This window comes from Dulcicalothrix desertica PCC 7102, assembly GCF_003991905.1.
Taxonomy (GTDB): domain Bacteria; phylum Cyanobacteriota; class Cyanobacteriia; order Cyanobacteriales; family Nostocaceae; genus Dulcicalothrix; species Dulcicalothrix desertica.
The window spans coordinates 254,066-266,131 of the sequence record NZ_RSCL01000017.1 but is presented as its reverse complement, the minus strand read 5'-3'; the positions used below and the strand labels follow the sequence as shown (position 1 = coordinate 266,131).

The following is a 12,066-nucleotide window of genomic DNA, read 5'->3' as shown; positions in this document are numbered from 1 at the left end:
CAGCGTGTAAAATTTAACTCTAACGTCTCTTATTAACTTTTCGTTACATAGTTAGGAATTTTGGCGCCGACTTACTTAGCTGGGGAAGGTGCTGCGTCGGAGTTAATTGAGAAATTAAAGCTTGAGTATACGTTACGATTAATCATCGCTGTTGCCAAACAAGCGACAAAGGATAAAAAATATGAGTAGAGAACGTATTTCTAGAAATATTGTTAAGCGTATAATTGTAGATGGTGTTTTAGTTTTGGATACACCGACTTGCCTGAGTGATGGTGATGCTCTTGGCGCCACGGATATGATGTTGTTACGTGATAGTATTAGTGATAAGGCTTTGCTGACTGGTTCTTCGATAGCTGGAGCATTACGTAATTATTTACATGAGTATGAATGTAGTTACGAGAGGATTGAAACCAGAAGTAATATGTCCGCTAAGTTGTTTGGAGATTTATTTGCTTATAAAGATGAGAGAAATCTTTCAGAGCAGAGGAAAATTAAACTTCGAGAAGAAGATACTCAAAGTCCTTTGATAATTAATGAGTCAATTAGTAGTAAGGTTCCTCGTGTTGAGTTAAGAGATGGAGTTAAGATAGATGGGAAAACGGGTACTGCTTTGGATAAAAATAAATATGATTTGGAACTTTTATCAGCAGGAACTCAGTTTCCTCTTAGGTTTGAGCTTTTAATTGAAAGCGATAAGGATGAAGTTTTATTAAAACAAGCACTGAGTATAGTTTTGGAGGGGTTGAAAAAAGGTGAAATTGGTATTGGAATGAAAAAACGACGAGGTTTTGGAAAATGTCATGTGGAAGAATGGCAAATTTGGGAATTTGATTTAACTAAAAAGAGTGACTGTATTGCTTGGTTGACTTTTGAACGTTGGGGTACACAACCTCATAGTAGTAAGCAATTACAGAATGTGAAGATAGAACAGATTGATAGACGTAATCGTCTTTTTATCACCGCTAATTTTAAGCTTGTTACTCCTTTACTTATTCGCTCTAATCAAAATTTAATTCCAAACAAATGTTCTCCTGATACTGTACATTTGCATTCGTATCGGAAGGGTGGAAATAAACCCGTTGTATCTGGCGCCAGTATAGCAGGAGTTTTATGGCATCGCGCGGAAAGAATTATTAAGACTTTGGATAAAGATTTGAAAATTGTAAATGAGTTGTTTGGTTTTGTGGATGAAGAGACTAAGGAAGCTAAAGCAAGTCGTTTACTGGTAGATGAAACAATTATAGAGAATACTTCTGAACTGGTGCAAAGTCGAATTGCTATCGACCGTTTTACAGGTGGAGCGTATCATGGAGCATTATTTCAAGAACAACCTATTTATCCTGCTCAGGTAAAAGAGGATGATAAGAAGAAGGATAAAAATAAGTATAAGAAAAATCCAGATGAAAGTAGAAAGGATATGAATATTAGTTTACAAATAGAGTTACAAAACCCAAAAGAGTACGAAATTGGTTTATTGCTTTTGTTACTTAAGGATTTATGGGTGAGTGATTTACCTATTGGTGGTACAACTAGTATTGGTAGGGGACGTTTACAAGGTTTGGAGGCAAGAATCGTTTGGTATAATTCTAATTATGGGTCGTTAGAAGAGAAGCGGAGTATTTCTGAGAATAAGGGAAAGTTGATAATTAGTGACCAGGATAAACAAAGATTAGAGTATTTTGTAGAAAAATTGGTAGAGCAGGTATGATAAGTCAAGATTTATGCCAGGAAATTTCTACGCAAGGTATTGAAGATTCGTTAGAAGAGTGGTTGAAGCAACAAGCTATAACTAAAGATTACCATTTACCGTATTTGTTAGCTCATGCATTGAATGGGGTTATTTGGGGGTTATTTGAAGCTGACTCATGCATTCTTAGCACTTCTACACAAGCTTTTCCAGAATGTGATTTTGCTTCTTTAAATTTATCAAGTTTACAGCAATGTCGTGTTTTTGGCAGTGCTGGTGAAATTTTACTATGGAATGTTGATGGAGAATGGCGCGCGCGTTTGATTTTAGAAACGAATGTGTCTAAACTGGTTACTGATAAAGAAATTGGTGTAATACAGGAAAAGCAAATTATTTGGGGAACACAAGGAAGGTTAAGTGAGTGTGGTAAGTTTACGTTACTTGCAGATGGTTCTCAGGGACTTAAACATGCTGTTCCTATTGCTGTAAGCAAAACAGCATTTAAAAAAGATGCGAATAAGCTATATCGTCCAATTCGTCTGGAGTTACATCATTATTATAGTTATGATAAGGATGGGGTAGCTCGTATTTTTCTCAGTCGTTTAGTTAATATAGACAGTAATAATAAATGATTCCAAGACATATTAAAGAAGTTTCTCCACAACGTAAAGCAGTAGCTCCATATAATTTTGTCGAGTTACATAATAAAGTTGTTCCAGCAGAGTTGGAAGCAGACGGTAATTTACGCACGCATGACCGTTACTATTCTGACCGTTATACTGGTAAAATTGTGTGTACTTTAAAAACTGAATCTCTTTTATATACTCGTTGTGGTTTAAATAAAGATGATTTTGCAAACTTTGGAGATAAGGGTAATGAAGAGTTAACTTCTGAAGAGCGCGAAAAATATGCTCAGTTTTTCCAGCATCCTGGTAATGAAAACCCTGTTTTAGCAGGTAGCAGTTTGCGAGGAATGTTTAGGAATATAGTAGAGATTATCAGTTTTAGTAAAATTGAACGTGTATCTGAGCAAGATAAGTTTTTCTTTCGTGCAGTTGCTGCTGAAAGTGATGACCCATTAGGCAATATATATAAGGATACTATAAAAAATTCTGTTAAAGCTGGATATTTAGAAAAGCGTGGTGATAAATGGTTTATTCGTCCAGCTACTGAGCATAATAATAAATCTTTTTTAAAAATTAAAGAGCAAGATATTAATAAAACAGATGTTCCTTCGTTAATTATAATGGAGAAGGATGAATATTTGCCTCAATATATCAAAATTAATGTTAACTTGAATGGTAAAAATATCACTATTAGTGAAGGTGAGATAATTGGTGGTCGTCAAGGTTATTTAGTAACTAGCGGTAATATGCTAGAAACATTGAATGTTACAGAAGCAGAGCGTAGAAGATTACTTCGTCGTAAAGATACGCGCAAAAATCATTATATAGTATTAGAACCATCAAAAGCGGCTTCTCTTGAAATTAGTGAAAGTGCAATCCGTGATTATTGTAATGCACTAACTGACTTTCAACAAGGAAAGCTGTTTGAAAATAATCCTAGGAACAAATTTAGTAAAAGCATAGGGTTTTTGGAACCAGGTAGACCTGTTTTTTATTGTACACCTAAAGATTCAAACTCAGTAGTAACTTTGTTTGGTCAAAGCCAAAACTTTCGTATTCCTTATTTATCTAAAAATACTGGTAGAGCAGCATCAGCAGTGGATTTCGTTCCAGAACGGGTTGGAAAATCTGACATAATTGATATAACAGATGCAATTTTTGGATCTGTTAGAGATAAGAAAGTTCAAGAGCAGTCTCGTGCAGGACGTGTTTTTTTCAGTGATGCTCTATATAAAGGTGATGAAGATGGTATTTGGTTGAGTAACGATATAATTACACCTCGTATTCTCGCTAGTCCCAAACCGACAACATTCCAGCATTACTTAGTACAGAAGGACTCTAACAAGGAAAGTTTAAAGCACTACGCGAGCGAACCTAATGTCGATACTGTAATTCGGGGTCATAAACTTTACTGGCACAAAGGCGATGTTAGGATAGAAAGAATTCGCGAAAACCTGCCAGAAAAGGAAATTGAAAATAAGCAGTCGCAATATACTAAAATTAAACCAATTAAATCTGGAGTTACTTTTGAGTTTACTATTAACTTTGAGAATTTAACAGATGTAGAGTTAGGCGCCTTATTATGGACGTTAACCTTAACCTTGCCAGTAAAAGAAGAAGAAATGAAAACAAGACAATTACTTAGTTTGAGTGCGAAGGAAAGGTACTGCTTTTCTTTGGGTATGGGTAAACCTTTAGGGATGGGTGCTGTAGGAATTGAAAAATACGAACTGCATTTGAATGAGCGATATCGTAATGAACCCAAGCAACGTTATACAAAACTATTCGATGGTGATAAATGGTTAGTTGGAGACCATCCTGCTACTCATGATGAGTGTGCTAACTGCATTAACCGTTTTGAAGAGTATATAACAAGTGAAATTAGTAAACTTGATTATCCAGAAGATTATAACGTAACAGAAACTGAAAAATTAAAATTAAAAGATATACCACGCATAAAAATGTTGCTCCTCATGCTGAGATGGGATAAATACCCACCAGTTGATATAAGAACAAGATATATGGAAATTGAAAGGAGCGTTAGAGAAAGTTATCTTTGTAACCCTGTTAAAGCTGAGGATCAAACAGTTAACGAATATAAATGTCGTTTAGTGCTTCCTAGTCCTTTCCAAGTGATGGATATGGAGGGTCTGGATAATCGTATTCATGTACTACCTGATGAAAGTATATCTTTAGAACAAGAAACTAATCAAGTAGAAACAGCATTATACAATTTTACAATTGGTCAAATTTTAGATGCTACAGTTACCAAAATAAAGGGTAATGATGTCACATATGAATTTTTGGAGAATAGGAAGAAAACTACTGGAGAAAAGAAAAATGTAAAGACTTTACAGTCAGGACAAGCAGTAAAAATTCAAATTACAGCTTTAAAAGAAGACGGTAATATTAAAAATGTTAAATTATATTTAGGATGAAGTCAACAAGAGTATGCCAAAAACAAAACCTTTTAAAAGGCTACTAGAACAAATGGCGCCGCAAAGAAGGACAAAAATAGAAGCTGCTGTTCAACAAGCTTTACTCAACCCCACCATGCAACAACAAAATTTGCAAGCAATACTAAGATTAGTACAGCAATTGGCTGAATTCGATAATGTAGAAAGAGTAAAGGCTTTTGCCATTAGCTTTCCAGATATACATTATATTGATTTTGAACTTGAGCTAAAGCCAAGAGTTGAATTATCAAATGAGATTTGGGGTAAAATTCAAGATTTAGTAATTGACTGCGAATGGGAATTACGTGATGACTCTGGAGAAAAATGGTATTTTCTTCCTCAAATAACAGATAATTTTACTCATCGCCGAGATATTTCACAAGTAATTGCGGATTCTCTAAACTAGTGTAGTTTGATAAGGCGCCATCTAAAATCACATCACGTGTTAGGTTTACCGTACCTCATTTTTTAGTACTTACACTAATCCTAATTATTTCATTGATAGTATTCGGTTTTTATTAATTTAAAAGTGATATTAACCGTATTTCCAAGCATTTAGACCTTCATTATTATAAGGACATACGAAACGATATACCGAACTAATTAATCAATACATAAGTGAAAAGGAGCAAGACAAAATGTTAGTACGTTACAATCCCTGGAACGAAATGAATGCTATTACTCGTCAATTAGATTCATTGTTTCAAGACTTTCAGGCGCCGACATTTAGAACTCCAGCAGCCGAACTACATGAAACCGATGAAGCAGTACATCTAAAATTAGAACTGCCTGGTGTTGAAGCGTCATATGTAGATATCGAAGTTAGCGAAAACGCAGTTAAAGTAGTGGCTGAACGTAAAGCAGAAACCAAGACTGATGAAAACGGTAAGGTTAGAAGTGAATTTTACTACGGCAAATTCCAACGTGTAATCTCCTTACGCGCGCGCATCCAAAATACTGCCGTAACTACAGAATACAAAGATGGCATCTTAAATTTGACATTACCCAAGTCAGAAACTGAAAAGAACAAGGTAGTAAAAGTTAACCTTGGGGAAATTTCCGCGTAATCAATCTGGCAATTGGTTGAAATGTAATACATATATGGCGCCCAGTCTCTGTCCAAGAGGCTGGGTTTTTATTTAATAACCTTTAAAAATAAAATTAACTATCTTGTGGAACGGGCATCCTTGCCCGTCAACAAATAGTTGATATGTATTATATCGTTGGAAACGCGCCTTTCCAACCATAAGAGAAGATAAAAGCAAATATATTTTCCCTTCTCTTCTACACCAATGACTACACTTTATCTTACCGAGCCAGGTACTGTTGTTCGCTACCGCAATGAGTCTCTTATAGTAACCAAGAAGCAAGACTCACAAAATTGCCGTTTAGCAGAATTGGATTTGGTAATAGTCTTACCAGGTGTTCAATTAACCGACGTTGCCATTGCCCAATTAATTGACCGAGGTATCGAAACTATTTTTCTTCGCCAAAGCGGTCAGTTTCGCGGGCGCCTACAAGGACAATTTGCGACAAATCCCGCAGTTCGTATGGCGCAGTACCGTATTTTGGAAAGCGCGTTGGGTATGGCATTAGCGCAAAAATTAGTCATCGGAAAAATCCGTAATCAGCGGGTATTATTACAACGCCGTAACCGTGCCACAGAAAGGCAAATTGCCGAATTGATAGAAGCGATTAATTTAATTAGTGTTTATTCTTCACAGTTGGGAGATGATAACACCTTTTTAAATCGTAGCGAGTTGATGGGAGTTGAAGGAATTTGCGCGCGCACCTACTATCAAGGTTTACGTTACTGGTTTCCTGCACACTGGAATTTTAACGGACGTAATAGGCGCCCACCTTTAGACCCTGTTAATGCATTAATGAGTTGGGGTTACGGAGTATTGCTAGCGCGCGTTTTTTCTAGTTGCGTACAAGCAGGACTCGACCCATATTTAGGTTTCTTCCACGCTACAGAACCATATCGTCCAAATTTAGTACTCGACTTGATGGAAGAATTTCGACCAGTAATAGTAGACCAAGCTGTAATTTCCATTATTCAATCAGAAATGCTAACACCAGATGACTTCCAAGCATCTCCAGATGGTGAAGGAATATGGTTAGGTAACTTGGCGAAAAAACTATTTTTAGCAGAACTAGACAAGCAGTTTCGCAATACTATTTTATATCCACCACAGAATCGGCGCCTAACCATGAGTTCAATAATCTTAGAACAAGCTCGAAGCTTAGGACGCTGTTTGACGGAATTAAATCTAAACTACGAGGCATTCACAATAAAATGAAAAAACTTTGGTTGGTCTGCTACGACGTATCCAACGATAAACGTCGTACTAAGCTAGCAAAACTAATAGAACGAAATTGCCAGCGCGTACAATATTCAGTTTTCGAGTGTCCTTTGCACGAAAATATTTTGAATCACCTACTTGAAAACGATTGGTTGCCAACTCTTAAGTTAAGCGAAGATAACCTTAGAGTTTATCCCCTAAACGAGACCACAAAGCAACAGGTGCGGGTATATGGCAGTCCCCCACCTTACGAACCACCTGATTGTTTAATTTTGTAAACACTACACTATTGTATAAAAGCCGTATGTAAACCCTGAAACCACCTAAATAGAATGGCGCCAGCAATTGTAAAAGATTGTAAAAATCAGTCTTAAATTGACGCAGCAAGCCTGTACAACTATTCAGGAGTAATGTTGTGCTTACAAAAGATAATCAGATTTTTTTGGTTTGAATACTGGCTTTTTTGCACTATAATTAAGTTAAGTAGCAATTTTTGGCGCCAAATCTTTTTTGAAGCGAGTACTTATTATCTAAGTGACCTTAAGCTCTCAGTAGTCCGGCGCAACTGCACCTTGAAAACTAAATACAGCAACAGCTTTTTAGTAGTAGGGTTATTTACGACCTTGACCCCGAAAGGGGACGGAAACTTCAATAAGATTGTAATATTCATTTTTATTTATCAGACCACCTGTTATTTACGACCTTGACCCCGAAAGGGGACGGAAACTTGTAAGAAACTTTGTGTCCTCCTAAGCTTAGTGAGTAGCAGTTATTTACGACCTTGACCCCGAAAGGGGACGGAAACTAAGCGAAGTACCATTATTGATACCAGCTCCTTGACCAGAGCCGTTATTTACGACCTTGACCCCGAAAGGGGACGGAAACATCGTACCTATCTCTTTTGCTTGTTGCATACGTCCATAGTTATTTACGACCTTGACCCCGAAAGGGGACGGAAACGTAACAACATTTGTGTTACCGTTGCGAATATCGTTGGTGTTATTTACGACCTTGACCCCGAAAGGGGACGGAAACTTCAAGCTGAAAAACTGGGAAACGCCATCGAAAGGCGCCGAAGTTATTGAAAGATTACCTAACATTCCTACCCAAGTAGAATTATGAGATAAATTTCAACCTGAACGCGACTTGATTTTAATTAAAAACCCCGATAATTTAGGAGAATGTTATCTCGGCGTCACTAAATGCATTCGTGAATTACAGCAAAATCCAGATGTAGAAATTCTCGCTGACTATACGGGTGGAACTAAAACTATGTCAGCAGCGTTAGTTTTAGCGGCTGTTGATTGTGGTATTCCTCTTTATATTACTGTTGCAGTGGCCAGGGAGAACTTGATAAAATTTGAACGTGGCGAATATACACAATTGGTAAATACAAACTTTCCACTAGTTCAACGTAAATTTTAACAAGACTAAAATTAATAATAAGAGTATGCCAAAAACAAAACCTTTTAAAAGGCAACTAGAAAAAATGGCGCCGGGAAGAAGGACAAAAATAGAAGCTGCTGTTCAACAAGCTTTACTCAACCCCACCATGCAACAACAAAACTTGCAAGTGATACTAAGATTAGTACAGCAATTAGCTGAAGAACGATAATATAGAAAGAGTAAAGGCTTTTGCTACTAGATTCCCAGATATACATTATATTGATTTTCAGCTTGAGCTAAAACCTGATGTTGAATTGTCAAATGAGATTTGGAATAAAGCTCAAGATTTAGTAGTTGACTGCGAATGGAAGCTACGTGATGACTCTGTAGAAAAATGGTATTTTCGTCCTCAAACAGCAGATAATTTTACTTTTCGAGATTTTTCACAGATAATTGCGGATTCTAACGATTTAGCACAATAACTACTAAATAACAAAATTATACCCATGTATAAACGCGATTTTGTGGCGCCTCTACAGCGCATCATACCGTTTACGCTTGCGGCATTGGTGTTACCCAACCACCCGTAGCATAACGAATAGCATCAGTATTTACCCTATTATCCAGTTCATCAACTCTATCCTCTAAGTCTGGAGGAGTATCTATAATTGCTCCGTGCCATAATAATGCATGAATTTCGGTGCGTTTTGGATACTGTATTTGTACCAATTCCGGCTTGAATTTATTTACGAGTGCAATGTCCATCAACTCGGCAACATCTACGCGCAACTCCAGCACCAGCAACAGTATCAATGTGCTGATGAATTACTTTCATACGAGCATAAGTAGAGTAAAAGTTAATACTTTGTTCTAGATTTGATACGGGTAGTGCAATGTGAGTTAGTTCAATATCATTCATATAGTAGTAGACTACGAAGTAACTATTCGTAAAATTGACTTAATTGTATCAAGATTTTGGGAGTGAGATATGGTTGTAGAGTACATGAACAGAAAATGTCAAAAATATTATCTCCACCAAGGCGCCACAAAAACTGGTAAGCCAAAGTACTTCTTTTCGATGAAGAATAAAGGAACTTTAGTTAAAACTATACCAGATGGCTATGAAATATATGAGAACCCTAACTCTCAAGTGTTTTTGCAAAGAATTCAACCAAAAATTATTAGTGATGAAGAAGTTGCAATAGTTGATAAAGGAATGAAAGAATTTTGCAGCTTAAATTACTATAAAATAGATGTCAAGAAAGATACTATTTTTATATATACAGCAAATCAAGATGAGAAAAACTTAGTAGAATGGTTATCAAGTTTTCGTTTGACTAAAGAAGCCGATATACAGAAAGCCATCAATAATACTATAACTTATTCAACCATGTTAAAGTTTACTCTAATCGATGAAGAGAGACGAATATTTATAACACACAGGTTTTGTTTTCTCGGATCAATTGATGATTGGATAGATATAGGATGTCCTGATATACTTCAAAATCTTGTACAAAAATATGTAAAGCATTTAGGACATAATTCTTTCTATGAGTTACATTAATCAATAATTTATTATACTAGATAAAAAATAATAGCAGCCTGGAAGGCTGCTCCACAAGAGAAGTATAAAATAAATGAGTGCTATTTAAATGAATCTGTCTGTGAGGTCATCAGGTAATGGTGGATTTGCTTGCAACCAATTAACTAAGTCATCAATTGATGTAAAACGAAGTATTGCCTTACTTAATAACATTAATTGAGGACGAGAAAGTTCTTTAATATCTGATATTACACTCTCTGGTAGGTCTCCAAACTGTTCTTGTAATTGGCCAAAAACGATTTCGCGTTGTCCAAGTTTGAATTCAACCCGTTTATCTGAGGTAATGTAAGGCATAGTGTCCTCCTGCTTAAATGTCTGATAATCTTGCCAAAACTCTTCTTCCAACGCCTTTGGTAATATTATAATCCAATCTATGAATCGGTAAAGGTTACGGATGTCTTGTTAAAGAAGACCTTTTTCGTAAAGGCGCCGAACCAGCCAGAGTTTCCACACTTTACGTTCCTGTGGCAGCTTTTCTGTTTGCTGCATCTTCAAATGTGCCATTACTACTATGGCAAAAATATTTTCACTGTTTTCCAGGTCTTGCCAATGTTGTAAGTATACTAATAGCTTGACTACTCCAAACTTGAAGACAAAACTTGTATCCGGATGTTTAAATTTATATTGGGACGGGCACCATTTTGGGTTATCATCGCACAAAATAGCCAGACTTACGGGGTGTTTTCCGAAGCGCTGATAAATTCTCTGATTATAAGCATACATTCTCTCGGCAAAATCATCGTCAACCGTAGCTTGGACTTCTATATGAATTAAAAGCCATGTTTCCTTGCCTTTTATATCCCAAACTTTAACTAGCTTATCTGTATAGAGTCTTCCCGTTTCTGCAGCACGAACTATCTTCTGAAATTCTTTATCCAAAAACTCGTGGGGGCGTGTCCAGTCAATGGTTTTAGCTGTGTTTGGAAAGAAAAATTGTATCGCTTGTGGAAAATATGCTTCCAAAACTTCTTTCCACGGTGAGTCATTATCCGCACGTTCGTTCTTCTTGCGTGGCATACTATGATGCAGTAGATGGTATGTTTTTAACTATATGGTTATCTAGTTAAAAAGTATTATTATTGTGACAGATTTTAATTTGGTTGACAGGCGCCCCTACTTTATTTCAAACGCATCTACTTTTATGGATATTCCTTATTTATTCCAAACTCTTACTACCTATAACCCACGCGCTTTCCAAACACAAACTATTACTCGCATTCTCAACCACCAAAATACTCTACTTCGGGCGCCTACTGGTTCAGGAAAAACTGAGACTGCAATAGCACCTTTTCTGTTTGCGAAAGTTTTTGACCTCGACTTTCCCAAGAAATTAATTTATGTTGTTCCTTTACGTACTTTGGCAAACAGCTTGCGTCAGCAAACAGAAGAACTAGTACACAAATGGGCGCCATTACATAAACTACCTCGTCCTATTGTGGTGACTTTGCAAACAGGGGAGAACCCAGAAGACCCGCATTTTGAAGGTGATATTATTTTTTGTACTATTGACCAGATGTTAAGCAGTTTCTTAAATATCCCTTATTCGGTTGGTCGTGGTTCTGCTAATATCAACGCTGGCGCCGTTTTTGCGTCTTATTTGGTGTTTGATGAGTTACACCTTCTTGACCCAGAGCGTTCATTTACAGCAGCAATACCAAGCGCTAAAAACTTACGAACAAAAAAACAAACGTCCCAACCACGCCGTCGAAAGTGCTTTCCTCGCACACGAAATTCTTAAACAATCTCTAGCTCCACTACTAGGCGCCGAATTTAACGCCGACACTGACCAAATTAAACTTTATCAAAACCACAGCTTTGATCTGGGTCATTTGATATAAAACTTAATTCGGTTGTATTATTAGGGCGCCGAACATTCAACAATGAGACAAGTCATAACAGCTAATTGCTAATTTGCAACGTATCGTAATTTATTATTGATAAAGGTGCCTTGAAATAGTTCGCAAAGCTAATATACAAGGTTTGATAGTTTAAGTTTTTATAA

Annotated in this window: 16 protein-coding genes, 1 pseudogene and 1 CRISPR repeat array; of the genes and pseudogenes, 13 read left to right on the top strand and 4 right to left on the bottom strand. The window is 36.6% G+C overall.

Annotated elements, in window-relative coordinates; all coding sequences use genetic code 11:
* Window positions 1–60: 60 nt before the first annotated feature.
* From DSM106972_RS55055 to DSM106972_RS51655, 11 genes and pseudogenes are all read left to right on the top strand, one after another.
* On the top strand, window positions 61–189 hold the full coding sequence (locus DSM106972_RS55055; RefSeq protein WP_267901188.1) for a hypothetical protein: 129 nt from the start codon (window positions 61–63) through the stop codon (window positions 187–189).
* Window positions 182–1,708 carry an RAMP superfamily CRISPR-associated protein gene (locus DSM106972_RS32315; RefSeq protein ID WP_127084527.1) on the top strand — a complete coding sequence of 509 codons (1,527 nt, stop codon included), beginning with the start codon at window positions 182–184 and terminating at the stop codon, window positions 1,706–1,708. The genes DSM106972_RS55055 and DSM106972_RS32315 overlap by 8 nt, the downstream gene beginning before the upstream one ends.
* Entirely contained in the window at window positions 1,705–2,319 is a 615-nt protein-coding gene (gene csx19 / locus DSM106972_RS32310) for a type III-D CRISPR-associated protein Csx19 (RefSeq protein WP_233787052.1), read from the top strand. Before DSM106972_RS32315 ends, csx19 begins: the two co-directional genes overlap by 4 nt.
* Window positions 2,316–4,751 (top strand): TIGR03986 family type III CRISPR-associated RAMP protein, encoded by a 2,436-nt coding sequence (locus DSM106972_RS32305; RefSeq protein WP_127084525.1) that lies wholly within the window; start codon window positions 2,316–2,318, stop codon window positions 4,749–4,751. Before csx19 ends, DSM106972_RS32305 begins: the two co-directional genes overlap by 4 nt.
* A 13-nt stretch (window positions 4,752–4,764) precedes the next feature.
* Entirely contained in the window at window positions 4,765–5,175 is a 411-nt protein-coding gene (locus tag DSM106972_RS32300) for a hypothetical protein (protein WP_127084523.1), read from the top strand.
* A 232-nt stretch (window positions 5,176–5,407) separates the two neighbouring features.
* Window positions 5,408–5,836: an Hsp20/alpha crystallin family protein gene (locus DSM106972_RS32295; protein ID WP_127084521.1), complete on the top strand. Its 429-nt coding sequence runs from the start codon at window positions 5,408–5,410 to the stop codon at window positions 5,834–5,836.
* 225 nt (window positions 5,837–6,061) lie between these two features.
* A complete protein-coding gene (gene cas1 / locus DSM106972_RS32290) occupies window positions 6,062–7,072 on the top strand; it encodes a CRISPR-associated endonuclease Cas1 (protein WP_127084519.1) in 1,011 nt (336 codons plus the stop codon).
* Window positions 7,069–7,353, top strand: a complete 285-nt coding sequence (cas2, locus tag DSM106972_RS32285) for a CRISPR-associated endonuclease Cas2 (RefSeq protein ID WP_127084517.1) — start codon at window positions 7,069–7,071, stop codon at window positions 7,351–7,353. The genes cas1 and cas2 overlap by 4 nt, the downstream gene beginning before the upstream one ends.
* A gap of 332 nt (window positions 7,354–7,685) precedes the next feature.
* Window positions 7,686–8,110: direct repeats of the CRISPR family, unit length 37 nt; unit sequence GTTATTTACGACCTTGACCCCGAAAGGGGACGGAAAC.
* A gap of 30 nt (window positions 8,111–8,140) precedes the next feature.
* Window positions 8,141–8,500 (top strand): annotated as a pseudogene (locus DSM106972_RS32280) (hypothetical protein); the annotation flags it as partial.
* A gap of 25 nt (window positions 8,501–8,525) precedes the next feature.
* Window positions 8,526–8,690: a hypothetical protein gene (locus DSM106972_RS51660; protein ID WP_158632915.1), complete on the top strand. Its 165-nt coding sequence runs from the start codon at window positions 8,526–8,528 to the stop codon at window positions 8,688–8,690.
* Between the two features lie 85 nt (window positions 8,691–8,775).
* A complete protein-coding gene (locus DSM106972_RS51655; protein ID WP_158632914.1) occupies window positions 8,776–8,943 on the top strand; it encodes a hypothetical protein in 168 nt (55 codons plus the stop codon).
* 70 nt (window positions 8,944–9,013) lie between these two features.
* Here DSM106972_RS51655 and DSM106972_RS32275 read toward each other — a convergent pair whose 3' ends face one another.
* Both DSM106972_RS32275 and DSM106972_RS54030 read right to left on the bottom strand, forming a co-directional pair.
* Entirely contained in the window at window positions 9,014–9,226 is a 213-nt protein-coding gene (locus DSM106972_RS32275) for a hypothetical protein (RefSeq protein ID WP_127084516.1), read from the bottom strand.
* A complete protein-coding gene (locus DSM106972_RS54030; protein ID WP_233787051.1) occupies window positions 9,204–9,380 on the bottom strand; it encodes a VOC family protein in 177 nt (58 codons plus the stop codon). Before DSM106972_RS54030 ends, DSM106972_RS32275 begins: the two co-directional genes overlap by 23 nt.
* A gap of 69 nt (window positions 9,381–9,449) precedes the next feature.
* Between DSM106972_RS54030 and DSM106972_RS32265 the strand changes: the two genes are divergently transcribed.
* Window positions 9,450–10,025, top strand: a complete 576-nt coding sequence (locus DSM106972_RS32265; RefSeq protein ID WP_127084515.1) for a hypothetical protein — start codon at window positions 9,450–9,452, stop codon at window positions 10,023–10,025.
* Window positions 10,026–10,109: 84 nt separating this feature from the next.
* On the opposite strand, the gene DSM106972_RS55500 is transcribed toward DSM106972_RS32265, so the two are convergent.
* Both DSM106972_RS55500 and DSM106972_RS55495 read right to left on the bottom strand, forming a co-directional pair.
* Window positions 10,110–10,358 carry a DUF4351 domain-containing protein gene (locus DSM106972_RS55500; RefSeq protein ID WP_325052235.1) on the bottom strand — a complete coding sequence of 83 codons (249 nt, stop codon included), beginning with the start codon at window positions 10,356–10,358 and terminating at the stop codon, window positions 10,110–10,112.
* A 108-nt stretch (window positions 10,359–10,466) separates the two neighbouring features.
* Window positions 10,467–11,081, bottom strand: a complete 615-nt coding sequence (locus tag DSM106972_RS55495; protein ID WP_325052234.1) for an RpnC/YadD family protein — start codon at window positions 11,079–11,081, stop codon at window positions 10,467–10,469.
* 64 nt (window positions 11,082–11,145) lie between these two features.
* Between DSM106972_RS55495 and DSM106972_RS32255 the strand changes: the two genes are divergently transcribed.
* Window positions 11,146–11,802 (top strand): DEAD/DEAH box helicase, encoded by a 657-nt coding sequence (locus DSM106972_RS32255; protein WP_233787050.1) that lies wholly within the window; start codon window positions 11,146–11,148, stop codon window positions 11,800–11,802.
* The last annotated feature ends 264 nt before the right edge of the window (window positions 11,803–12,066 follow it).

Coding starts and splice junctions, on each gene's coding strand:
- DSM106972_RS32315 (WP_127084527.1), top strand. CDS start 182: ATGAGTAGAGAACGTATTTCTAGAAATATTGTTAAGCGTATAATTGTA.
- csx19 (WP_233787052.1), top strand. CDS start 1,705: ATGATAAGTCAAGATTTATGCCAGGAAATTTCTACGCAAGGTATTGAA.
- DSM106972_RS32305 (WP_127084525.1), top strand. CDS start 2,316: ATGATTCCAAGACATATTAAAGAAGTTTCTCCACAACGTAAAGCAGTA.
- DSM106972_RS32300 (WP_127084523.1), top strand. CDS start 4,765: ATGCCAAAAACAAAACCTTTTAAAAGGCTACTAGAACAAATGGCGCCG.
- DSM106972_RS32295 (WP_127084521.1), top strand. CDS start 5,408: ATGTTAGTACGTTACAATCCCTGGAACGAAATGAATGCTATTACTCGT.
- cas1 (WP_127084519.1), top strand. CDS start 6,062: ATGACTACACTTTATCTTACCGAGCCAGGTACTGTTGTTCGCTACCGC.
- cas2 (WP_127084517.1), top strand. CDS start 7,069: ATGAAAAAACTTTGGTTGGTCTGCTACGACGTATCCAACGATAAACGT.
- DSM106972_RS51660 (WP_158632915.1), top strand. CDS start 8,526: ATGCCAAAAACAAAACCTTTTAAAAGGCAACTAGAAAAAATGGCGCCG.
- DSM106972_RS32275 (WP_127084516.1), bottom strand. CDS start 9,226: ATGGACATTGCACTCGTAAATAAATTCAAGCCGGAATTGGTACAAATA.
- DSM106972_RS54030 (WP_233787051.1), bottom strand. CDS start 9,380: ATGAATGATATTGAACTAACTCACATTGCACTACCCGTATCAAATCTA.
- DSM106972_RS32265 (WP_127084515.1), top strand. CDS start 9,450: ATGGTTGTAGAGTACATGAACAGAAAATGTCAAAAATATTATCTCCAC.
- DSM106972_RS55500 (WP_325052235.1), bottom strand. CDS start 10,358: ATGCCTTACATTACCTCAGATAAACGGGTTGAATTCAAACTTGGACAA.
- DSM106972_RS55495 (WP_325052234.1), bottom strand. CDS start 11,081: ATGCCACGCAAGAAGAACGAACGTGCGGATAATGACTCACCGTGGAAA.